At 51.4% G+C, this 20,311-nt stretch carries 24 protein-coding genes; 12 read left to right on the top strand and 12 right to left on the bottom strand.

Going from position 1 to position 20,311, the window contains the following annotated elements; translation table 11 throughout:
• Positions 1-56: 56 nt before the first annotated feature.
• The 4 genes from SBO83_RS02630 to SBO83_RS21415 all read right to left on the bottom strand — a co-directional run bounded on the left by SBO83_RS02630 (position 57) and on the right by SBO83_RS21415 (position 1,378).
• Positions 57-293 carry a DUF4060 family protein gene (locus SBO83_RS02630; protein WP_353502505.1) on the bottom strand — a complete coding sequence of 79 codons (237 nt, stop codon included), beginning with the start codon at positions 291-293 and terminating at the stop codon, positions 57-59.
• Between the two features lie 130 nt (positions 294-423).
• Complete coding sequence (locus SBO83_RS02625; RefSeq protein ID WP_353502506.1) at positions 424-729, bottom strand: phage protein NinX family protein; 306 nt, start codon at positions 727-729, stop codon at positions 424-426.
• Positions 730-873: 144 nt separating this feature from the next.
• Positions 874-1,146: a YebO family protein gene (locus SBO83_RS02620; protein ID WP_353502507.1), complete on the bottom strand. Its 273-nt coding sequence runs from the start codon at positions 1,144-1,146 to the stop codon at positions 874-876.
• A 109-nt stretch (positions 1,147-1,255) separates the two neighbouring features.
• Positions 1,256-1,378: a PhoP/PhoQ regulator MgrB gene (locus tag SBO83_RS21415; RefSeq protein WP_437342034.1), complete on the bottom strand. Its 123-nt coding sequence runs from the start codon at positions 1,376-1,378 to the stop codon at positions 1,256-1,258.
• Positions 1,379-1,694: 316 nt separating this feature from the next.
• Here SBO83_RS21415 and SBO83_RS02610 point away from each other — a divergent pair, with 316 nt between their 5' ends.
• On the top strand, positions 1,695-1,931 hold the full coding sequence (locus SBO83_RS02610; protein ID WP_034791302.1) for a YobH family protein: 237 nt from the start codon (positions 1,695-1,697) through the stop codon (positions 1,929-1,931).
• An 84-nt stretch (positions 1,932-2,015) separates the two neighbouring features.
• On the opposite strand, the gene SBO83_RS02605 is transcribed toward SBO83_RS02610, so the two are convergent.
• Entirely contained in the window at positions 2,016-2,261 is a 246-nt protein-coding gene (locus SBO83_RS02605; protein WP_034791303.1) for a DUF2766 family protein, read from the bottom strand.
• A 214-nt stretch (positions 2,262-2,475) separates the two neighbouring features.
• Between SBO83_RS02605 and SBO83_RS02600 the strand changes: the two genes are divergently transcribed.
• The 3 genes from SBO83_RS02600 to SBO83_RS02590 all read left to right on the top strand — a co-directional run bounded on the left by SBO83_RS02600 (position 2,476) and on the right by SBO83_RS02590 (position 4,847).
• Positions 2,476-2,667 (top strand): YdfD/YebW family protein, encoded by a 192-nt coding sequence (locus SBO83_RS02600; RefSeq protein ID WP_353502509.1) that lies wholly within the window; start codon positions 2,476-2,478, stop codon positions 2,665-2,667.
• Between the two features lie 142 nt (positions 2,668-2,809).
• The gene (locus SBO83_RS02595) at positions 2,810-4,453 is read left to right on the top strand and encodes an ABC transporter substrate-binding protein (RefSeq protein WP_396130361.1); all 1,644 of its coding nucleotides are present in this window, start codon (positions 2,810-2,812) and stop codon (positions 4,451-4,453) included.
• A 175-nt stretch (positions 4,454-4,628) separates the two neighbouring features.
• Positions 4,629-4,847, top strand: a complete 219-nt coding sequence (locus SBO83_RS02590) for a hypothetical protein (RefSeq protein WP_353502510.1) — start codon at positions 4,629-4,631, stop codon at positions 4,845-4,847.
• 1 nt (position 4,848) lies between these two features.
• Here the strand turns inward: SBO83_RS02590 and SBO83_RS02585 are convergent, their stop codons facing one another.
• Together SBO83_RS02585 and SBO83_RS02580 are read right to left on the bottom strand one after the other, a co-directional pair.
• Positions 4,849-5,247: a hypothetical protein gene (locus tag SBO83_RS02585; protein WP_353502511.1), complete on the bottom strand. Its 399-nt coding sequence runs from the start codon at positions 5,245-5,247 to the stop codon at positions 4,849-4,851.
• Positions 5,248-5,400: 153 nt separating this feature from the next.
• Complete coding sequence (locus SBO83_RS02580) at positions 5,401-5,688, bottom strand: hypothetical protein (protein WP_353502512.1); 288 nt, start codon at positions 5,686-5,688, stop codon at positions 5,401-5,403.
• A 390-nt stretch (positions 5,689-6,078) separates the two neighbouring features.
• Between SBO83_RS02580 and SBO83_RS02575 the strand changes: the two genes are divergently transcribed.
• A complete protein-coding gene (locus tag SBO83_RS02575; RefSeq protein WP_353502513.1) occupies positions 6,079-6,300 on the top strand; it encodes a hypothetical protein in 222 nt (73 codons plus the stop codon).
• A 49-nt stretch (positions 6,301-6,349) separates the two neighbouring features.
• Here the strand turns inward: SBO83_RS02575 and cho are convergent, their stop codons facing one another.
• Both cho and SBO83_RS02565 read right to left on the bottom strand, forming a co-directional pair.
• A complete protein-coding gene (gene cho, locus SBO83_RS02570; protein WP_396130360.1) occupies positions 6,350-7,198 on the bottom strand; it encodes an excinuclease Cho in 849 nt (282 codons plus the stop codon).
• Between the two features lie 27 nt (positions 7,199-7,225).
• Positions 7,226-8,803, bottom strand: a complete 1,578-nt coding sequence (locus SBO83_RS02565; RefSeq protein WP_396130359.1) for a diguanylate cyclase — start codon at positions 8,801-8,803, stop codon at positions 7,226-7,228.
• A 313-nt stretch (positions 8,804-9,116) separates the two neighbouring features.
• Between SBO83_RS02565 and SBO83_RS02560 the strand changes: the two genes are divergently transcribed.
• Positions 9,117-10,889: an LTA synthase family protein gene (locus tag SBO83_RS02560; protein WP_396130358.1), complete on the top strand. Its 1,773-nt coding sequence runs from the start codon at positions 9,117-9,119 to the stop codon at positions 10,887-10,889.
• A 573-nt stretch (positions 10,890-11,462) separates the two neighbouring features.
• Here the strand turns inward: SBO83_RS02560 and icd are convergent.
• Entirely contained in the window at positions 11,463-12,716 is a 1,254-nt protein-coding gene (gene icd, locus SBO83_RS02555; protein ID WP_353502516.1) for an NADP-dependent isocitrate dehydrogenase, read from the bottom strand.
• Positions 12,717-12,818: 102 nt separating this feature from the next.
• On the opposite strand from icd, the gene rluE reads away from it, so the two are divergent.
• From rluE to SBO83_RS02525, 6 genes are all read left to right on the top strand, one after another.
• On the top strand, positions 12,819-13,475 hold the full coding sequence (gene rluE / locus SBO83_RS02550; RefSeq protein ID WP_396130357.1) for a 23S rRNA pseudouridine(2457) synthase RluE: 657 nt from the start codon (positions 12,819-12,821) through the stop codon (positions 13,473-13,475).
• A complete protein-coding gene (locus SBO83_RS02545; RefSeq protein WP_396130356.1) occupies positions 13,468-13,914 on the top strand; it encodes an NUDIX domain-containing protein in 447 nt (148 codons plus the stop codon). Before rluE ends, SBO83_RS02545 begins: the two co-directional genes overlap by 8 nt.
• Before the next feature lie 238 nt (positions 13,915-14,152).
• A complete protein-coding gene (gene mnmA / locus SBO83_RS02540) occupies positions 14,153-15,259 on the top strand; it encodes a tRNA 2-thiouridine(34) synthase MnmA (RefSeq protein ID WP_034791324.1) in 1,107 nt (368 codons plus the stop codon).
• A gap of 168 nt (positions 15,260-15,427) precedes the next feature.
• Positions 15,428-16,054 (top strand): high frequency lysogenization protein HflD, encoded by a 627-nt coding sequence (gene hflD, locus SBO83_RS02535; RefSeq protein ID WP_396130355.1) that lies wholly within the window; start codon positions 15,428-15,430, stop codon positions 16,052-16,054.
• Between the two features lie 18 nt (positions 16,055-16,072).
• The gene (gene purB, locus SBO83_RS02530; RefSeq protein ID WP_396130354.1) at positions 16,073-17,443 is read left to right on the top strand and encodes an adenylosuccinate lyase; all 1,371 of its coding nucleotides are present in this window, start codon (positions 16,073-16,075) and stop codon (positions 17,441-17,443) included.
• 116 nt (positions 17,444-17,559) lie between these two features.
• Positions 17,560-18,321, top strand: coding sequence for a UTRA domain-containing protein (locus SBO83_RS02525; RefSeq protein WP_396130353.1), 762 nt, complete (start codon positions 17,560-17,562; stop codon positions 18,319-18,321).
• On the opposite strand, the gene SBO83_RS02520 is transcribed toward SBO83_RS02525, so the two are convergent.
• Positions 18,318-19,289 (bottom strand): PfkB family carbohydrate kinase, encoded by a 972-nt coding sequence (locus tag SBO83_RS02520; RefSeq protein ID WP_396130352.1) that lies wholly within the window; start codon positions 19,287-19,289, stop codon positions 18,318-18,320. The genes SBO83_RS02525 and SBO83_RS02520 overlap by 4 nt on opposite strands.
• A complete protein-coding gene (locus SBO83_RS02515) occupies positions 19,286-20,305 on the bottom strand; it encodes an ADP-ribosylglycohydrolase family protein (RefSeq protein ID WP_396130351.1) in 1,020 nt (339 codons plus the stop codon). Before SBO83_RS02515 ends, SBO83_RS02520 begins: the two co-directional genes overlap by 4 nt.
• Between the last annotated feature and the right edge of the window lie 6 nt (positions 20,306-20,311).

Genomic DNA, 20,311 nt, shown 5'->3' with positions numbered 1-20,311 from the left:
TGAATAAACAGTAGTATGTACAAAGTTTTACTGCAACATCCGTGACAGGACTTTACTCAGGCAGCTTCTGCACAAAGTTTGGTGAGATTTCTGGCTCCAATCATAAGGGTAGCAACGTAAGATTGCCGGCGGGTAACCACTTCTACCGCCACACGAGAGTCTTTGTATTTGATGAGGTACGTTGAGGGCCAGCCTTGGCGTCGCGTGCCGTAGGCTTTTTCATGACTGTCGATGGCTGCATGGGCAACCACCAGATGGGAGAGATTTTTATCACCTTTAATGATGCGCTTCATAATGGACTCCGCCTTAGACACAACTGTCAAAATGAGGAAACATTAATCACTTGATACGCATCGCTTCGCGCGATGCTTATTCGAATCACTTCTTTGCAACTTTGTTACAGAATGAGTATCTCTGCGCTTTTTATTGCGCGCAAGTTTTACTTAACAAGAAACAAACCATCGCAGCACGCAGTGGTCGGTGACTATCGGCATGCCAATGCCCCTGCTCGCTTTGGATTTGCGCAGACCAGCGGGTATCCCCCGGCCGTTCAGTGGCATTAAGGCTAATTTTATTGGCACAAATAATCGGCCAGGCATCGGAAGGGTTGTTGCAATAGTCTTTACCTTTGACGCCGCCGTAGGGATACCATTTGTCGGGCTCTTCGCCCGTCAGTAAGGCAATATTGTGGTTCAGCTCGCTGTCGTTCTCTTCAGACCATTTAATCATCGTCATTCCATCGGGTATCGTTGTTGCCCTGAGACTACGACAGAAATAAGACAGTTTTATGAAAGCCAAATCGGAAACAAAGAAAAGCCCGCAAGTAGTAACACCGGCGGGCTTGGGTCAGATCAAAAGCATCAATCCAAACGCTTATCTTTCGGGGATAAAGCCCCGCAGGCTGAGCACGGAATCCTCTTCCTCAGGCTCTTGAGGGGTTGGCCCTTTAACCTGCGCAGCAAGAATTTTTAACAGCTCCGTTTGTTGGCGCTGCTGTTCAGCGATTTCCTGTAAAAGCTGAATTTGCTGATTAGCTCTGACGCTGGCGCGGTTAACCACAAACCACAGCAGCAAAAATAGCAAAATAAACAAAACACACAGCACCAATGAGGCCAGGCTGGATTGGCCCATTGCGAGATCGAACATTGACAACCCTACAGCTAAATTTTAACGAGCACGTATCTTACCATTCCGCTGAAAGCTGGGAAGAGCCCATCCCAAAAACTCGCCATTTTTAGCGGTCTGGGCGGGAAAACTACCAGGGGATGAAGGATGTCACCGCGCAGACACCGAGTTCAAAGTTTCCACCTTGATCGCAGTAGCTGTTCAATGCCAGAAGATAGAGCGCGATGCAGATAACCAAGAGAACTAAAATCAGGCTAAGTTTCTTCAGGTTAAAGAAAGATCGTTTCGGTTTTATGGTCGGTTTCTTCCGGTTGGTATCGGGTTTATCAGAGCTCAACGTCAGCATCCAACACTTAATGATTCATAAAGTGATGCTACGCCACGAACCTTAAACAAAATATTAACAACCCCGCCCCTATCCACATTAGCAGCACATATTACTAAGTAAGAAGTATTGATTCTAGGAATACACTGTATTTTTACACTGCCCATAGCGACGGGATCCTTCTTACATCTATACTTATCAACACCCTGAGACTCCTCAGGGAGTACAAAAAGGAAGGCAGCAAATGGGTGCGATTAAAGCCATTATTGTTTTGGTGATTATTTATGCAATTTTTCTCTTCTCAGGTTATGGCGTTACCGTGGGAAGCAGCGAAAATGCGGCAGGATTGGGCCTGAAGTGTCAGTATTTAACGGCGCGAGGTATTGTTGATTCACAGTATCTGCATACCGATAGCGGCATCGTTGGCGTGGCCAAGTGCCCGATATTCAAGCAAATAGATGAAGTGGTCGACAAAAAATAGTCGCGCCGTACAGCGAAATAGCGTTAATAGAATGCCCACCAAGGTGGGCATTTTTTTGCCTGACGCCCATCAACAGCCTGACGACTAGCTGTCGTGCTTGGTGAATTTCAGGTCAATCAGCGCGATAGCTTTTTCGATGGCGCGCTTGGTGACGGGATCCGCGCCCGCCGGATGACGTGAAAAATCGATGCTTTTCAGCTGGTGCGACATCTTGTCGCGCACTTCGGTCGGTGCAATGACGTCAATCACATCCAAAATCTGCTTAATGACCAGCTGACAGGCGACTAAGTCAGACGCGTACTCTTGTTCTTGGGTTAAAAGCTCGGACATGGGAATTCCTCTTGGCATGCACGCAATGTAGGCGCACTTGGCTAAAAAATTTGGCCGCCAGAATAGCATGTCGCGTCAATTATTTTATCCCGACGGTGCTCATCTGCGTTGAGAATGAGCGGAATGTTTAAATTCTCGGCAATCAGGTCAGCCCGCCTGTGGTTATCGCTGCATATCTTCTATGCTTGATGAAGCGGAGCAAAAAGGAGAGGTTATGTTCGCGCTTGTATTGACCATTTGCTATCTCGGTGGTGGCTGTGATGATCTGGCTATCGATGCCTTTGATACCAAACAACAATGCATGGCCGCTATGCGGCAGGAGGGTTTGCGCCACGCCGGATGCTACCCATTGGAAGATTTTATCGACGGCTACTATCTGCCCGCCCGAGAGAATGCTGACTTTTAGAGGGTGATCACACTATATTGTCCTGTTCTTGTAACAGCTCTAACATAAATCTGACATATGTATTGCCAAACGTATCAGCCAAAGGTATGACTATCCTGTTACTTATTGATATTTAACTATATTAACAGGACAGGAGATGGCAATGATGCAGCAAAAACGTAACGCGATTTTCAAGCAAATCCCTCTGGCACTCTTAATTTCCAGTACCTTCCTTTCCTCAATTCCCGCCTTGGCCGCACAAGTGCCCGCTGGCGTGGAATTGGCTGCTAAACAAGAAATTGTGCGTAACAACGGCAGTGAACCGGCTTCTCTTGATGCCCACAAAGTCTCCAGCGACGTTGAATTCAATATCATTGCCGACCTGTTCGCCGGGCTGGTAAGCATTGATGATCAAGGTAATCCTCACCCCTCTCTGGCGGCTAGTTGGGATAATAAAGACAATAAAGTGTGGACCTTCCATCTGCGTCCCGACCTGAAATGGTCCGACGGTTCGCCAATCACCGCCGAAGACGTGGTATTCAGCTGGCGCCGTTTAGTAGATCCAACCATCGCCTCGCCGTATGCCACTTACCCAAGCAGCATGCATATTCTCAATGCCGCGGACATTACCGACGGTAAAAAGAAACCTGACACTTTGGGCGTGAAAGCCCTCGACGCGCACACCGTTGAAGTGACGCTGGACCAGCCGATCTCCTATTTCCTCGGCATGGCCGCGCACCCAACGCTGTTCCCACTGCCGGAAGCCGCAATCAAAAAATTTGGCGATAAGTGGACCCAGCCGGGCAATTTAGTCAGCAGCGGCGCCTTCAAGCTCGATAGCTGGACCGTTAACGAACGCGTCGTTTCTGTACGCAACCCGAATTACTGGGACAACGAACATACTGTTGTTAACAAAGTCACCTACCTGCCGATTGTTTCCGGCACCGCCGACGTCAACCGCTATAAGGCCGGTGAAATCGATATCACGAGTACCGTGCCTGAAATCCAATTCGCCGCGCTGAAAAAACAGCTGGGCTCGCAGGTGCATGTCGGCCCTAAACTGGGCGTGTATTACTACTCCCTCAATACCACCCGCCCGCCTTTCAACGATGTACGCGTTCGTCAGGCACTCAATCTGGCATTGGATAAGGACATTATCGCCAATAAGGTGTTGGGACAGGGGCAAAAACCCGCATGGGCCGTGGTGCCGGATAACACGGGCGGCTTCGAGTTTAAGAAAAATAAATATCAGCAGATGACCCAAGAGCAGCGCGTCGCCGAGGCGAAAAAACTGCTCAGCGAAGCAGGCTATGGCCCTTCCAAACCTTTAAAATTCAATCTGTTGTACAACACGTCGGAATCTCACCAGCGTATTGCTATCGCCGCCAGTTCGATGTGGAAGAAGAATCTGGGCGTGGATGCCACCCTGCAAAACCAAGAGTGGAAAACCATGCTCGACACCAAGCGTCAGGGTAACTATGACGCAATACGCTATGCCTGGATCGCCGACTACAATGAGCCATCCACGTTCCTGAATACCCTACGCACCGGCGATAGCGAGAACTCCTCGAAATTCAGCAACGCCGCCTATGATAAAGCGCTGGACGACGCACTGACGGCGAAAGACAAAGCCCAGGCCGGTGAATTCTACCAACAGGCTGAAGACGTGCTGTCGGAGCAGGTTCCGGTTATCCCGCTGTACCAATATGTCAGCGCCAAACTGGTGAAACCTTTCATTGGCGGTTACGACAATAAGAGCCCGCTGGGTTACATTTACACCAAAGATTTGTACGTGATTAAGCACTAATTTTTCACTGCCGTTATCCGGCGGCGCAGTGGCTTAAAGGCTGCTGCACCGCCGGACTTCACTTCTCCCTCCTGCTTATGCCCATCGCGAAAAGTTCATATTTCTCCCTGCATCGGGGCTTGCCTCATCGCGTCCAGATGTTAGATTGGAGAAAAATCACACAGCGGGAGGAGAGATGAAATTATCGGAAAGTGAAATCCAACCCCTCTGGGATGAGGTTTCACGAATTATTGGCGATGCGGTGATCCATTTGCATCATCGGGGAGAGTATTTGAGCAATGACGCGCTGGTCGGCTATCTCGACGGTCAACTGGGCAGCACGCAAAATGTAAAAAGCCGCATCCTGTTGGGCGCGGCTATTAATATGTTAAAGGCCAATCGGGTGAGAAATTAACTCAGGCAGACTGCACGATCTCGGGGGTTAAGGTGCGCAGGCACTTGTCTAAGACCACATAACTGCCTTTCTCGCCGTACAGATAGCCATTCATCACCATCCAATTCAGCGTGGCTTCAAAGTCGATAATCAGTTCGCGGCCGTCAAGGCCCGGCTCTTCGACCCTTTCGCCCTGCTCATCGACAAAGAAATAGTCATAGTTCGGCACGGCGGCAAACATGCTGCTCGGCGGCTCTTCGTTGGCTTCTTTATCCAGCGTCCAGCCGGTTCTGCTTGCGCCAAATTCACCGTTTCGCAAAGCCTGATTCACGACTTCAAGAGAATCAAACTCAACCGCCCTGGGTAAGGCGTTAATTAGCGCCGCCCTGCTTAACTTATAAAACAGAATGAAATTTTGCATTTTGCCTCTACTCCACACACAAAACGCCCGACCACGCACGTGGACAGGCACTGAAATGAGAAGATCACTATTGAAGGGGCGCAGTTTATCTATTCCCTCTCATTACTGCGAGAGAAGGAAGGAATAAACTGCGCAATAACGTGGCATCCGGCCCTATTTAGACTGTGCAGCACGTCCTTGCGCAAACAGGAAAATCCGCTGAGTGATGTCATCAGCCCCCAAGATATTGCCTTTCTGCTCCAGATTGGCGCGGGCGTAGGCAATATCATGGGCCTGATCCACCATCATAATCACTTTATCGCGGGTCTCTTTATCCAGATTTCCCAGCAATGTGGTCAGGATGGCTTGATAGGCGTTGGAGGCATAAGTCAGCTGCTTTTCGCGCTGTTCGAGTGCCTCAATGCGGGCTACCAGAGACTGCAAAAGGTCATGTTCAGACATAGTGATATCCTTCTGTTCTGGTGAAGGCGACCCAGCGAAATATCGAACAAGCAGGTCATTGCACTGAGCCTACTGATAAGTTTAGCAGAGCGTGCAAAAGTGCTGATAAAACTGTTTACATTCCCGCGCCAGCCCGTCCGATGATTAAACCAATATTCAACCGTTTAGTATCTCATTTCGCGGCGTTGCCAAGCTGTAACTACGTCCCCGCTCGGCCAAATTCCCACAACGCTCAGGCCGTGCGGCTTGCAGAGGCGATTCGCGAGTGACTCAGCTCAACAGGTAACAAATGCAGCAACTGGTTACAGATGCCCCCATAGAATATCGGGCCGCGATGTGACATTTTCAGCGCAGGTTTAGCCTTCTTTGTTGACGTGGTGAGATGAATTTATGACAAGAAAAACGATTTACACTCTGGCTCTGACCATGATGTTGTCGGTCAGCACACTGGCTCATGCCGAAGGCTGTCTGAAAGGGGCAGCGGTGGGCGCAGCGGCCGGACACCTTAAGCACCATGCCGTATTGGGTGCCGTGGCGGGCTGTGCTGTCGGGCATCACTTAGCCGCCAAGGCGAAGGAAGAGAAGGCGCAGACGGCGGCCAATAAATCTTAAAATTCAGGGAGCTTCGGCTCCCTGATTATTTTTCCACAGTCGCGTTCTGCTACAGCTGAATGGTCTCGAAACGGCCATCCAGCAGCGGCTTGCAGAGGATCTTGTAGCCGTCGCTGTCAAAGTAAGTGGAGACTTTTTGCAGACTCTCCTCATCTTGCAGCGAATCCACTGTGCCGAGATAGAACCAATCCTGAATAATATGGTACTGGGTGAATCTCGCCCCTTTCTCAACAATGGCAATGCGCCCCGGCCAGTTCCAGCAGTGCAGCCGCAACGACGCCAGCGACGCTTCCAGACGCTGTTGATGCGCGTCCAGTGATTCCGCGCCGCAGCATGCCCCGGCGCAGCGCTTCAGGCTGTAGCGAAAACAGGCGCGGTTTTTAGCCAGCTTCTCAATGCCCAGAATGCCATAACAGAGCTTCTGCTCATCCGCCAACTGCCGCAGCTTTTCTAACGCCACGGTGCGATTGGCAAACAGCCCAAACAGCCCCGGTGTGCTGGAGAAGTCGATCTCTTTGGCATAAGCCACCGCCACCTTGCCCTCTTGAATATGCAACGAGCAGAGCTGTTTGGAACGCCGCAGCCTTTTATTAAATAGCGGCTGCTGCTCCTTAATCATCCGCGCCTCGGTCAGCAGCGCGCCCAGCTCCCCTGCCGTTTCGACAAAGGAGATATGGGTGGTCTGGCGCAACATGCGGGCTTCGTCTTTCGCGCGAAAATGGGACATCACGCGAGTACGAATGTTTACGCTTTTGCCGATGTAGAGCGGCATCTGCTCGCTCACACCGTGAAAAATATAAACGCCGGGAGAAGAAGGCAACTGCGCCAAATTATCTCGCAGATGCTCAGGATATTGGTAAATTTCAGCGGCAAACTCGCTGCGGGACAAATTCCTCAAACGTTCTCACTTATCTCTGTATTGCCATTAGGACGACACAATCACACGGTTTCGCCCTTCCTGCTTGGCAAGATACAGGGCTTCGTCGGCCTTTTTCAATACTTTCTCTGCGTGATTTTTGCTCGACACCCCCGCAGCCACCCCGAGAGAGATAGTGATTTTATCGATATCCACCACGTCCATTTCAGCCACCATGCCGCGCAAACGCTCGGCGATTTGCGCCGCGACGTCCAGCCCGGTGCCCGGCAGTACCATCAAAAACTCCTCGCCCCCGTTGCGACAAAGAATGTCGCTCTCGCGCGAACTGGCGCGGATCTGCTGGGCAAGCTGCTTGATCACTTCATCGCCGGCGTCGTGACCATAGGTGTCATTGACCTTTTTAAAGTGGTCGATATCCAGCGCGATCACCGAGAAGCTCAGCTTCATCTGCTGGATATATTCCAGCGCCGTCGCCAGTCCGCGCCGGTTAAACAGCCCGGTCAGCGGGTCGGTTTGCACTTCAAACTTCAACTTACCGATTTTCTTTTGCAACAGGCTGATGCCCACCAGCAGCGCGCGTTTCAGCTGCGTTACTTCGAAATACCAGTCCGGGATCATGCGAATATTATTGGAAACGTCTGGCTTATCCATCTCATTGGCGCTACGAGCCAGCTGGCGCAGAGGCCGGGCAATCAGCCGCGAAAGCAGCCACACGCAGAGCAGCGTCACCAGCGCCAACGGCGTCAGATGGCGCAACACTTTAAACATCAACCCCTGCAACGGCTTGAGGGTGGAGTCAGTCGGGCGCAGCGTCACGATTTCCCACCCGGTCGAGGGAACCTGCGCATAGCCCGCTAACACGGCTTCGCCGGTGTAATTCTCCATCACCAGACTGCCGTTGCTGGCTTTTTTCACCGCATCGGTGATGGGCCGTGGCGGTAACACTTTGCCCACGTTGTCCATATTGGGGTGGTAGAGCACGCGCCGGTCGCTGTCGATCACCGCGATATAAGAACCATCGCGATAATAGTGTTCGCCCAGCAGCTCGTTAAGAATACTCTTCTGCTTGAGATAAATGGTGCCGCCGATATAACCACGATAGCGGCCATCGGCGGTGACAATTGGCGTAGAGATATTGATAACCAAATTATTGGCAGCGGAAATATAGGGCTTGCTGACCAGCGGCCGCCTCTTCTTCAGCGCCTCGACCGAGCCTGGGGTGGAGATGGTGCGCCCCATCAGCTGCAAACTGTCTGGCGACGTAGCGCGGATCAGCCCGTGGGCATCGGTGATCACCACCGAGTTAAAGCTGTCGCTCTGGTATTTGAGACGGGCAGTTTCAGCCTGCAAAATCGCCGGATCGTCAAAATGCTCGGCGGCAATACGGCTGCTGTAAAACAGCTGTTTTTGCATGCTGCGGATAAACAGCTCCGTGCTCGCGGCAAGCTTAGTGGCGTATACCCGGTTGGCTTCCAGCGTGTTATCAATCAGCAGTTGGCGCTGCACGCTATAGCTGGCGTAGAAACTGTTAGCCAGCGTCACGAAGGCACTTGTCACGGCCAAAATCAGGATCAGACGGCGAAGATCGAGACGGAAAAAGGCGCTGGAAAAGGATGATAGTGACAAGAAAATAGCCCTTGTGGAAAAAGTGGCTCATGTTTACCACTGCCCGTTACGCGGCACAAGGAGGACACTGGAAAAATCCTTAAAATCAGCAGATACGGATAGGAAACAGACTTAATACAGGCGATCAAAAAAGGCGGTGATCATTTCAGCAAACATATCGACTTGTGCTGTTGACTCTTAGGTCAGTCATTTCTATGAAGCAAAGGTAAATCAATTTATATTTAATGAACCCCTAATAATATTCCTAGAGATATCCCTCAATTCCATAGTACACTACTTAAACCCATTTAATTTCTAAAAGGTTCTCATAGACATGAATTTAGATTTGGTTTTTTCATCAAGAAAAAACAAAAACCTTAGTGCTATATTAGATGTTTCCTCATGTTTTATCATAATTCTAATACTCAATTTTACAATAACCCCTCCTATTGACGTTAATAGTTCCTTTACCAGCGCAGGTGAAATAATAAATCACCTATGGATTTCGTCACCTTTAATTTTACTATATTTATTAATGAGAACCCTAAAGGCGCCATCTATATTTTCTTTATTTATAAATATCATGGCGATACTTTTACTTAATTACATAAACATAACTAAAACAGCATTAACAGGGGAACCATTGTCATTTAACGACCTATCCTCGGGCGTTAACTTAAGCATTACTGCAAAATATATAAATTATAAATCCGTATCTTCCGCATTATTTCTAACTTTAATTGGCATTATTATTTTTGTTTTTGGAAGAAAAATTAAAACAACCATTAATAATTACATAATTATAGTTACTTCATTACTAATCCTTATGCCATTCACCTTCTCCTCTTATTTCCCCGTAATACTTGGTGACAATAATTTAATCACTGAAAAATTTAATGCCTTAGAAAAAAAATTCAACATTACATATTTATCCTGGGATTGGCAGAAAAATGCACTCGTAAATGGATTACCTATGCATTTAATCCAAACAAGCGCTAGAAAATCGATACCCACCGCATCAGCGGTTGAAAGAAAGGAATTCTTAGAGAATAACATCGACACTCCAATTACGTCATCAACAAAACCCCAAAATATCATCTATATCCTTTGTGAGTCATGCTGGTATAACAATGACCATTTTAAAGAGTACTTTCAGCCTTTGCTTAATGCAGGGTTTAAAGCATTTAGAGCTACCTCTCCTGTCTACGGCGGAGGAACAGCGAATGCCGAATTCGAAATGTTGACAGGACTTCCTAGTAATTCTGGTGTGCTGTCTGGAATAATTTACCAAGAATATGCAAGCCTCATGAAGGATAACTCAGCCACTTTGCCTAGTATGTTACATACTGAAGGCTATAAAACGATTGCTGCTCACAACTATGGAGGAAAGTTTTGGCGCAGAGATGAAGTGTATAAAAAATTTGGCTTTGATAAGTTTCTAAGCCTCTCTGATATGGGAGAGCTTCCTCAAAAATATAGTCTACAAAGAAAATTTGGTGCTTGGCCACCTGATGACTTCCTTCTCTATAGAACAGTATTAAATGAAATAAGAAATAATAAAGATAACAAAATGTTTTTTAACCTTATCACCATGTCAACACATGGCCCTTTTCAGCATGAAAATGATTTTGGTGAAGGTATATACGCGCAAAAATTGCAGGAATCAATGACAAGATTATCTTGGTTTACTAACGAACTAGCCAAGCTTGATCCAAATGCCATTATTCTAGTTTATGGTGATCATAAGCCTGCGCTTAATAGATTTTTCTATGAAAATAAAATTTTCCCTGCCGATTTATTTATGAAAACTGGCAAAGAGGATAATGATTTCTTATTTAAGAAAGATGCTACACCAGCCGATTATGGAGATGTACCTGTCTTCATAAAAAGCAATAATGAAGAACTCGTTAACAAGGTGATATCGGAAGCTAATGGAAAACCGTTCTTCTGTATATCCTCAATTTTCGATAAGAATTTTATACAATCTGGGTTATTTTCTTTTAATTATAACATCCAGCATGGATGCCTTGCTCAGCAGCCCTATGACTATAAAAAAATGACAACTTTTACCCCTGCTTGGATTTATGCGTTATCACTTTTCGAATAAAATTGGGGGCATAATAGCATTATACGATTGTAACTTTGGCTTCTGAAATGAGCTAATAAGGATAAGCTGGTCACATTGGTGATAGGTGTGGCCAGCGATACTAGATTCACGTCACATGGTAGCTAAATTTCGAACTTGTTCCTCTAAGTTTGAACCAATAGTGCATCCATTAAGAACCAAGACGCCGGTCAGCAGCCATTTTTTCATCCAAACCCTATCAAAGTGACAATTCAATAATGTTCTCTGCGCCAATCCTCCTCAGGGATTGCGGCATGAACATAGCAGAATCACCGTGAGATTTGCTATCGACCTCAGCCTGAATTAAAGGCGTAACTCAGCTGTTTTCAACGAATCGGCAGCATGACATGCGCCGTAAAATCGCGCGCTCTTACTTAAGCTACAGTAATGAAAAACATCGATACGTTATCTTTCCTGCAGGTAAACAAACCAGGTTTCAAACTAAATTGTGAAGGTGAGTTAATAAGGAGTTTTCTTAGAAGGATGTGACATAAGCGTGGGTTAAGGCATTAAAAAAGGAGCCCTAAGGCTCCTTTTCTCATTCATTCCAGCAAATTACATGTTGGAAATGATATCGTCGCCGAACTCGCTGCATTTACGCAGTTTCGCGCCGTCCATCAGACGTTCGAAATCGTAAGTCACAGTTTTGTTAGCGATCGCGCCTTCCATACCTTTAACGATCAGGTCTGCGGCTTCGAACCACTCCATGTGACGTAACATCATTTCTGCGGACAGGATGATGGAACCTGGGTTCACTTTATCCTGACCTGCGTACTTAGGTGCAGTACCGTGGGTTGCTTCGAACAGTGCGCAATCGGAACCGATGTTAGCACCCGGTGCGATACCGATACCGCCAACCTGCGCCGCCAGGGCGTCAGAGATGTAGTCACCGTTCAGGTTCATACAGGCGATAACGTCGTATTCAGCCGGACGCAGCAGGATCTGTTGCAGGAATGCATCAGCAATAACGTCTTTAATGATGATGTCTTTGCCGTTGTTTGGGTTCTTGATTTTCACCCATGGGCCGCCGTCGATCAGCTCACCGCCGAACTCTTCGCGTGCCAACTGGTAACCCCAGTCTTTGAACGCGCCTTCGGTGAACTTCATGATGTTGCCTTTGTGAACCAAAGTCAGGGAATCACGATCGTTGGTGATAGTGTATTCGATAGCCGCGCGAACCAGACGCTTGGTGCCTTCTTCAGAACAAGGCTTGATGCCGATACCGCATTCTTGTGGGAAGCGAATTTTCTTCACGCCCATTTCGTCTTGCAGGAACTTGATCACTTTGTCTGCTTCAGCAGAACCGGCTTTCCACTCGATACCCGCGTAGATGTCTTCGGAGTTCTCACGGAAGATAACCATGTCGGTGTCTTCTGGGCGTTTAACCGGGCTTGGAGTACCGGTGTAGTAACGAACCGGACGCAGGCAGATGTACAGGTCAAGCTGCTGGCGCAGGGCAACGTTCAGGGAGCGAATACCGCCGCCGACTGGGGTAGTCAGTGGGCCTTTGATAGCCACGCGGTAATCACGAATCAGGTCCAGAGTCTCTTCTGGCAGCCATACGTCTTTACCGTAAAGTTCAACCGATTTCTCACCGGTGTAGATTTCCATCCAGGAAATTTTGCGTTCGCCGTTGTAGGCTTTTTTAACCGCCGCATCCACAACCTTGATCATGGCTGGGGTCACGTCAACGCCAATACCGTCGCCTTCAATGAACGGGATAATAGGATTATTAGGAACGTTCAGTTTACCCTGGGCGTCAACTGTGATCTTCTTACCTTCAGCCGGAACAACTACTTTGCTTTCCATTAACCTCTCCTTCGAGCGCATTTTTGTTAAAAATTTGTAAGATGCGGGTCGATATTACTTCAATAATCGCCCCGCGCCAATCCGAAACGGTTTTCACGTATAATGCGCCAATTATCTTTTATCTCAATGTCTGTGAGAACAATGTCTGTTAAAAATCACCACGTTAAACGTTTCAGCAAGCGGCCTAACAGGGTTCGTCCCGAACAAAATGCGCCACGAAAAGTGCTATTGTTCAATAAACCTTACGATGTGCTACCGCAGTTTACTGACGAAGCCGGACGCGCCACGCTAAAAGACTACATCTCATTAACAGGTGTCTACGCCGCAGGCAGGCTGGACCGCGATAGCGAAGGTTTACTGGTGCTGACCAACGACGGCAAACTGCAAGCCGCGTTAACTCAGCCGGGCAAACGCACCGGCAAAGTCTATTATGTGCAGGTGGAGGGTGAACCCGACGATGGGGCGATTACTGCCCTGCGTTCAGGCGTCGAGCTAAAAGATGGCAAAACCCTGCCAGCGGGCGTGGAGCTGGTGGCCGAGCCTGAGTGGCTGTGGCCGCGCAACCCGCCAATTCGCGAACGCAAAGCGATCCCAACCCGCTGGCTGAAAATCACCTTATACGAAGGTCGCAACCGACAGGTGCGCCGCATGACGGCCCACGTCGGCTTTCCCACTTTACGTCTGATTCGTTTTAGCATGGGCGAGTACCAGCTTAGCGACTTACAGCCCGGCCAATGGAAGGAGATTACTGATGTTTAAACCCCACGTTACCGTGGCCTGCGTGGTGCAATCGCAGGGGCAGTTTTTGATTGTCGAAGAGACAGTCAATGGCAAAGTGACCTGGAACCAGCCCGCCGGACACCTTGAGGCAGACGAAACGCTATTTAGCGCGGCGAAACGCGAACTCTACGAAGAGACGGGGATCCACGCCGAGCCGCAATCCTTCTTGAAATTGCACCAGTGGCAAGCGCCCGACGGCACGCCATTCCTGCGTTTTGCCTTTGTGATTGATTTGGACCAGCAGCCTGCCACCGCGCCGCAGGATAGCGATATCGACCGCTGCGTGTGGGCAAGCGCGGAAGAGATCCTCAGCTCGAAACAGCTGCGTTCGCCACTGGTGGCGGAAAGTATTCGCTGTTACCAGCAGAGCGCGCGCTACCCTCTTGACCTGCTGGCCAATTTTAATCTGCCGAACTAGCTCAAACAGCCATCCACGGCTGATGGCCTGAGGCACCAAACGACGGTGCAGCAGGCCGCCTGACGTGCTAAAATCCCGCGCTTAGTTTTTAGGTAGTACCCTCTGTCCGGTCCGGAGTGACTTTTTGTTGCGCGCGGCCTTCATCCTCGTGTGACCTTCTGGCAGTGAAATGTCAGTCAAAAGCGCCACCCGTCGGGCAATTTATTTATGCAATTCGGTAAAATCATTCGGAATGACAATGTCTGAAGACAACAGCCAGAAAAAAGTGATCGTCGGTATGTCCGGCGGTGTCGACTCCTCCGTCTCGGCCTATTTGCTGCAACAGCAAGGCTATCAGGTGGAGGGCCTCTTCATGAAAAATTGGGAAGAGGACGACAATGAAGAGTATTGCACCGCAGCCACTGACCTCGCCGATGCGCAGGCAGTCTGTGACAAGCTGGGTATCAAGCTGCACACCGTCAACTTTGCGGCGGAATATTGGGACAACGTGTTCGAATTATTCCTCGAAGAGTACAAAGCGGGACGCACGCCAAACCCGGATATCCTGTGCAATAAAGAGATTAAATTCAAAGCCTTCTTGGAATTTGCCGCCGAAGATTTAGGGGCAGATTTCATCGCCACCGGCCACTATGTGCGCCGCAAAGACTTTGACGGCATCAGCCACCTGCTGCGCGGCACCGACGGCAATAAAGACCAGAGCTACTTCCTCTACACATTAGGCACGGACCAAATCGCCCAGAGCCTGTTCCCGGTGGGTGAGCTGGAAAAGCCTGAAGTGCGCCGCATTGCCGAAGAACTGGACCTGATCACCGCTAAGAAGAAGGATTCCACCGGGATCTGCTTCATCGGCGAGCGCAAGTTCAAGGATTTCCTTGGCCGCTACTTGCCAGCTCAGCCTGGCCCAATCAAGAGTGTTGATGGTCAGGACATGGGACAGCATCAGGGCCTGATGTATCACACCCTCGGCCAACGTAAAGGTCTGGGCATTGGCGGCCAGAAAGACGGCGGCGAAGACCCGTGGTACGTGGTGGACAAAGACGTGGCGAATAACATTTTGTACGTCGCTCAGGGTGGTGAACACCCGCGCCTGATGTCCGTGGGCCTGATTGCTCAACAGCTCCACTGGGTGGATCGCAAAACCCTGACCGAGCCGCTGCGCTGCGTGGTGAAAACCCGCTATCGCCAGCAGGACATCCCTTGCACCGTCACGCCGCTGGGCGAAGATCGCATCGACGTGCGCTTTGACGCGCCGGTGGCGGCAGTGACGCCGGGGCAATCGGCGGTGTTCTACATCGATGAGATCTGCCTCGGTGGCGGTATCATCGAGCAGCGCCACCCGCTGTAACGCAGTAAATATCAATTCGGGACGCCAATGCGTCCCGAATTTTTGACCAGAATATGCCCGTAAATCTGCACTTATTCCGAACTGGGTTTAAAAAGGATTTTATGGCATGATCTGCGGCTCAGATTCGGCCAGCCGGTTGGTGTCCGAACAACGCTTACAGGAGTAGACGTGGCTAAAAATTATTATGACATTACGTTGGCATTGGCCGGAATGTGCCAATCAGCACGTCTGGTGCAGCAATTAGCCCATGAAGGGAATTGCGCGCAGCATGAAATGTCAGTGTCGTTGCGCAGCCTGCTGGAGATGAATCCAGCCTCAACGCTCGCGGTCTACGGCAATAATGAAGCCAATTTGAAAATGGGTTTAGAAACGCTGCTTGGCGTGCTCAACGCTAACCGTCAGGGGCCGGGCGCGGAATTAACCCGCTATGCGCTAAGCCTGATGGTGTTAGAGCGCAAACTGAATGCCAATAAAGCGGCGATGAACAAGCTTGGCGAACGCCTCGATCAGCTCGACCGTCAACTAGCCCATTTCGAACTTGAATCTGAGACGATCATCAGCTCACTGGCGGCGATTTATGTCGATATCGTCAGCCCGGTCGGCCCGCGCATTCAGGTCACGGGTTCACCTACCATTTTGCAAAACCCTCAGGTTCAGGCCAAAGTCCGGGCCGTGCTGCTGGCGGGTATCCGCTCAGCCGTGCTGTGGCAGCAAGTAGGCGGTGGACGCCTGCAACTGATGTTTTCCCGTAATCGCTTGTTTGAACAGGCGAAAAATATTTTAGCTCATTGTTAAGACCAGGAGTTGCTACCGATGGAATTATCCTCACTGACCGCCGTTTCCCCCGTTGATGGACGCTACGGTGATAAAGTCAGCGCGCTGCGCGCAATCTTCAGCGAATTTGGCCTGCTGAAATTCCGCGTGCAGGTTGAAGTACGTTGGCTGCAAAAACTGGCAGCGTGCGCAGAAATTAAAGAAGTTCCTGCTTTTGATGCTGACGCAAACGCTTTCCTTGACCAGTTGGTGGCAAATTTTGATGAAAAGGATGCTCAACGCATCAAAGACATCGAAAAAACCACTAACCATGACGTTAAAGCCGTTGAGTATTTCCTGAAGGAAAAAGTCGAAGCGATCCCTGCCCTGCACGCGGTGTCTGAGTTCATCCACTTCGCCTGTACTTCTGAGGACATCAACAACCTGTCCCACGCGCTGATGCTGAAAACCGCTCGCGAAGAGGTGATTGCTCCTTACTGGCTGAAAATCATTGATGCCATTAAAGGCCTGGCGCACCAGTTCCGCGACATCCCGCTGCTCTCCCGTACTCACGGCCAGCCTGCTACGCCATCCACCATCGGTAAAGAGCTGGCTAACGTCGCTTACCGTATGGACCGCCAGTACAAACAGCTGCAACAGGTTGAAGTGCTGGGCAAAATTAACGGCGCGGTGGGCAACTACAATGCCCACATCGTGGCTTACCCGGAAGTGGACTGGCATAAATTCAGCGAAGAGTTCGTGACTTCATTGGGCGTGACCTGGAACCCGTACACCACCCAAATCGAGCCGCACGACTACATCGCCGAGCTGTTTGACTGCGTGGCGCGTTTCAACACTATCCTGATCGACTTCGACCGCGACATCTGGGGCTACATCGCCCTGAACCACTTCAAACAGCGCACCATCGCTGGCGAAATCGGTTCATCCACCATGCCGCACAAAGTGAACCCGATCGATTTCGAAAACTCCGAAGGTAACCTCGGACTGTCTAACGCCGTGCTGCAACACTTGGCGAGCAAACTGCCGGTTTCCCGCTGGCAGCGCGACCTGACTGACTCCACCGTGCTGCGTAACCTCGGCGTGGGCTTGGGCTACGCGCTGATTGCCTATCAGGCCACCATGAAAGGCGTGAGCAAGCTGGAAGTGAACGAAGCCAATCTGGCCTTCGAGCTGGATCACAACTGGGAAGTGCTGGCTGAGCCGATCCAGACCGTAATGCGCCGCTACGGCATCGAAAAGCCATATGAGAAGCTTAAAGAGCTGACTCGCGGTAAGCGCGTTGACGAAGCCGGCATGCACAGCTTTATCGACGGCCTGCCACTGCCTGAAGAAGAGAAAGTGCGCCTGAAAGCCATGACGCCGGGCAACTACATTGGCCGCGCGGCGAAGATGGTTGACGAGCTGAAATAGCTTTTTGCCTTCACATAGCGCAAATCAGTGATATCAGGCGACCTGCGGGTCGCCTTTTTTGTTATAGAATAGAAACCATTACTAGAATCACGCTGGCTACAGGAAAACTGCGGTTTATGAGCACGGACACCAACCAACGCCTACTCGAGCTTCTCAAACAAAACCTGGCCGCCGCCGGGACGCAGCCGCTTTATCTCTGTTTTAGCGATGTTGTCGCGCAGGCGATCAAAGAGGGAGTTCTGGCTGAAGGGGATTTTCTACCCAGTGAGCGCCAGTTCACCGAAGAGCTGGGGATCTCACGCATCACGGTGCGCAAGGCACTGGCGAGGCTGGAAGAAGCAGGCAATATTGGGCGTTCGCGCGGTTACGGCACCTTTATTAAAAAGGCCGGCGAGGCCAAACTCTCTTACTCGCTGGCCGATGTGAAAGGCTTCTCGCGCGAAGTAATGCTGCAGGGCCGCAAGCCTGACACTCTTTGGATCAGCCGCGAAAAGGTGCCCGCCGAAGCACTGGTCGCCAGTAAATTAGCCATCACCGAGCGCACGCCGGTCTATCGCCTCAAGCGTATTCACTATATTGATACGCGCCCGATGTCCGTTGCACTCTCCTACGTGGTGGTGGACGCCATTGCCGACGTGCAGGATATCGGCGTTTCGCTCTACGACTATTTCCATCGCAATAATATCGAGTTAGGCGCGCTGCAAAGCCGCGTCAGTGCCGCCATGTCTGACGACGAACTGATGCAATCGCTCCAGTTGAAAACCCCGATGCCGATCTTAATCATTCGCCAAACCCTGTTCGATGGGCAAAACCGCCCCATCGAGTACAGTGAAAGCTTCTGTCGCAGCGACATGTACGAATTTATCAGCGAGGATTAATCCTCGCGGCTCATCTCATCGGCGAGCTGGGCCAGCGTTGGCGCGCAGTCGCCGCCCGGCTTAGACACCACGTAGGCCGCCACGCAGTTCGCCAGCATCATGCTCTGCCAGTGACTTAATCCCAGCGATAGTCCCGCCAGCAGCCCGGCGCAGTGGCTGTCGCCCGCGCCAATGCTGTCCACCATGGTCACTTTACGCGGCGCAATCCAGCCGTGGTCGCTTTCTCCGCCAAAGTAGTAACTCCCTTTCGCGCCGCAGCGCAACACTACCAGTTCGCCGGTTTTACCGTGCAGCTGGCGGCAGAAATGCTCTTCGTCGTCGCGATAGCCGAGCAGGCCCGCCTCGCGCTGGTTAAGGGTCATGATCACCCCCGGACGCAGCAAACCGTCGATGAACTCTGGTGACATGGTGTCGAGACGCGGGCCTAGGTCCAGCACCACGCGCACCTCGGCGGGCAGCGCCTGCATCCACGCCACCAGCACCCCGCCCTGTTTGGCGCCTAGCTGATAGCCGGAGAGATACACCAGCCCGCTGGTCGGCGTGCGGTTCTCCAGCCACGCCGTCTGCCACTGGTTCTCGACGCCGTCGATGGAGATAAAAGTGCGTTCACCGTCGGGTTCCACCAGCGCCAGGCACCAGCCGTTATCCGCGCCGCCGACCTGCAAGTCAGACTGAATGCCGCGCTGGGCCATCTCATCGCGCAGCCGGGTAGCCCACATGCCCTCTCCCAGCGGCAGCAGGTTGCGGCTATGAATCCCCAGCTGTTTGAGGCCAAGCGCGATATTTAGCGCGCAGCCGCCGAGGTGAAATCCTGACACGCTGGCGGCGGTGTCGCCACCGCGCTCGGGCAAGGCGTCGGCGTGCGCCACCATGTCCATCACCGCCGCGCCGACCACCGTCACCGGACACTGCTGGTGCCAGTTCCCCTGCATCAGCGTGTGGAGCAGTTCGCCGTGCTGGTTGCTCATGCCGCCTCCCCAGCGCGCTGGCGGAAGCGCAGGAAGGCGCTGCTGTAGGTGGTCATATCCAGCGGATTGACGCGTTTTAATTCGGCAAGGTACTGCGCGTCGAAGGCGTCAATGCCCTGCAAGGCGCCGCAGATCGCCGTCGCCATTGCGCCGATGGTGTCGGTATCTCCACCCAAGTTGGCGCACAGCACGGCGCAGCGGTTCGGGCAGCCTTCGGCCAGTTCAACCATGGCGATTGCCGCCGGAACCGACTCAATGGTGCTCACTCCCGCGCCCACCAGCTGGTAAACCTGCTCGGAAGCCTGCTCGCTGCCGGTGGATTTCGCCACTACCTCCAGCGCCAACTCGATGCGAGCGGCCAAAGAGGCGCTGAAGGTGGTGCTCTGGCGGGTCTGGGCGTATTTGGCAATGTCCGGCAACGCCAGTTTAATCTCCGCCCAGCTCGCTCCTTCAATTGCTTTGGACACCGCCCAGGCAATCACTACGGCACCGGCCACGGCGATATCAGACTTATGCGTCGGGCTGGAAGCCAGCCACACCTGTTGGCAGAAGTGCTCCAGCGGCGCAGAAGGCAGCACGCAGCCCAGCGGCGACACACGCATCGCCGCGCCGTTGGTCACGCCGTTGTTCTCCAGCTCACTGATCGCCACGCCCTTCTTCTGCTCGGCTAGCGCCAGCTTCGAGCTTGGTCCCAGAATGTTTTTGTTAAAGGCGTCAAAGCCGTCCACCCAGCGAATGACGTTGCGGGCAATCAGCTCCGGCACCACTTCGCCATCGGCTTCAATCAGGGCATCGGCCAGCGCCAGCGCCATGGAAGTGTCGTCGGTAAACTGCGCGGCGGTGAAGTAGCAGGCAGCGTTGTTTTCAGCCGGGCCATCAAGAAAACGGTCAATCCAGCCAAAATGCTTTTTCACCCGTTCACGCGGCCAAAGCTCTGACGGCATACCCAAGGCGTCGCCCAGCATTTGCCCATAGAGCGCGCCAAGAATGCGGTTTTCGCGGGTTATCTGTTGCATCTGTTA

Source organism: Ewingella allii (genome assembly GCF_044430645.1).
GTDB classification, from domain to species: domain Bacteria; phylum Pseudomonadota; class Gammaproteobacteria; order Enterobacterales; family Enterobacteriaceae; genus Ewingella; species Ewingella allii.
The sequence above is the reverse complement of the archived record's forward strand: the minus strand, read 5'-3'. Positions and strand labels throughout refer to the sequence as shown.

What these genes read in the sequence shown, in the direction of transcription:
- rluE (WP_396130357.1), top strand. Translation starts at nt 12,819, where the DNA reads ATGCGCCAATTATCTTTTATCTCAATGTCTGTGAGAACAATGTCTGTT.
- SBO83_RS02585 (WP_353502511.1), bottom strand. Translation starts at nt 5,247, where the DNA reads ATGCAAAATTTCATTCTGTTTTATAAGTTAAGCAGGGCGGCGCTAATT.
- SBO83_RS02545 (WP_396130356.1), top strand. Translation starts at nt 13,468, where the DNA reads ATGTTTAAACCCCACGTTACCGTGGCCTGCGTGGTGCAATCGCAGGGG.
- SBO83_RS02525 (WP_396130353.1), top strand. Translation starts at nt 17,560, where the DNA reads ATGAGCACGGACACCAACCAACGCCTACTCGAGCTTCTCAAACAAAAC.
- SBO83_RS02625 (WP_353502506.1), bottom strand. Translation starts at nt 729, where the DNA reads ATGATTAAATGGTCTGAAGAGAACGACAGCGAGCTGAACCACAATATT.
- SBO83_RS02520 (WP_396130352.1), bottom strand. Translation starts at nt 19,289, where the DNA reads ATGAGCAACCAGCACGGCGAACTGCTCCACACGCTGATGCAGGGGAAC.
- SBO83_RS02575 (WP_353502513.1), top strand. Translation starts at nt 6,079, where the DNA reads ATGACAAGAAAAACGATTTACACTCTGGCTCTGACCATGATGTTGTCG.
- icd (WP_353502516.1), bottom strand. Translation starts at nt 12,716, where the DNA reads ATGGAAAGCAAAGTAGTTGTTCCGGCTGAAGGTAAGAAGATCACAGTT.
- SBO83_RS02630 (WP_353502505.1), bottom strand. Translation starts at nt 293, where the DNA reads ATGAAGCGCATCATTAAAGGTGATAAAAATCTCTCCCATCTGGTGGTT.
- SBO83_RS02620 (WP_353502507.1), bottom strand. Translation starts at nt 1,146, where the DNA reads ATGTTCGATCTCGCAATGGGCCAATCCAGCCTGGCCTCATTGGTGCTG.
- mnmA (WP_034791324.1), top strand. Translation starts at nt 14,153, where the DNA reads ATGTCTGAAGACAACAGCCAGAAAAAAGTGATCGTCGGTATGTCCGGC.
- purB (WP_396130354.1), top strand. Translation starts at nt 16,073, where the DNA reads ATGGAATTATCCTCACTGACCGCCGTTTCCCCCGTTGATGGACGCTAC.
- SBO83_RS02560 (WP_396130358.1), top strand. Translation starts at nt 9,117, where the DNA reads ATGAATTTAGATTTGGTTTTTTCATCAAGAAAAAACAAAAACCTTAGT.
- SBO83_RS02580 (WP_353502512.1), bottom strand. Translation starts at nt 5,688, where the DNA reads ATGTCTGAACATGACCTTTTGCAGTCTCTGGTAGCCCGCATTGAGGCA.
- SBO83_RS02605 (WP_034791303.1), bottom strand. Translation starts at nt 2,261, where the DNA reads ATGTCCGAGCTTTTAACCCAAGAACAAGAGTACGCGTCTGACTTAGTC.
- SBO83_RS02515 (WP_396130351.1), bottom strand. Translation starts at nt 20,305, where the DNA reads ATGCAACAGATAACCCGCGAAAACCGCATTCTTGGCGCGCTCTATGGG.
- SBO83_RS02610 (WP_034791302.1), top strand. Translation starts at nt 1,695, where the DNA reads ATGGGTGCGATTAAAGCCATTATTGTTTTGGTGATTATTTATGCAATT.
- SBO83_RS02600 (WP_353502509.1), top strand. Translation starts at nt 2,476, where the DNA reads ATGTTCGCGCTTGTATTGACCATTTGCTATCTCGGTGGTGGCTGTGAT.
- SBO83_RS02590 (WP_353502510.1), top strand. Translation starts at nt 4,629, where the DNA reads ATGAAATTATCGGAAAGTGAAATCCAACCCCTCTGGGATGAGGTTTCA.
- SBO83_RS02595 (WP_396130361.1), top strand. Translation starts at nt 2,810, where the DNA reads ATGATGCAGCAAAAACGTAACGCGATTTTCAAGCAAATCCCTCTGGCA.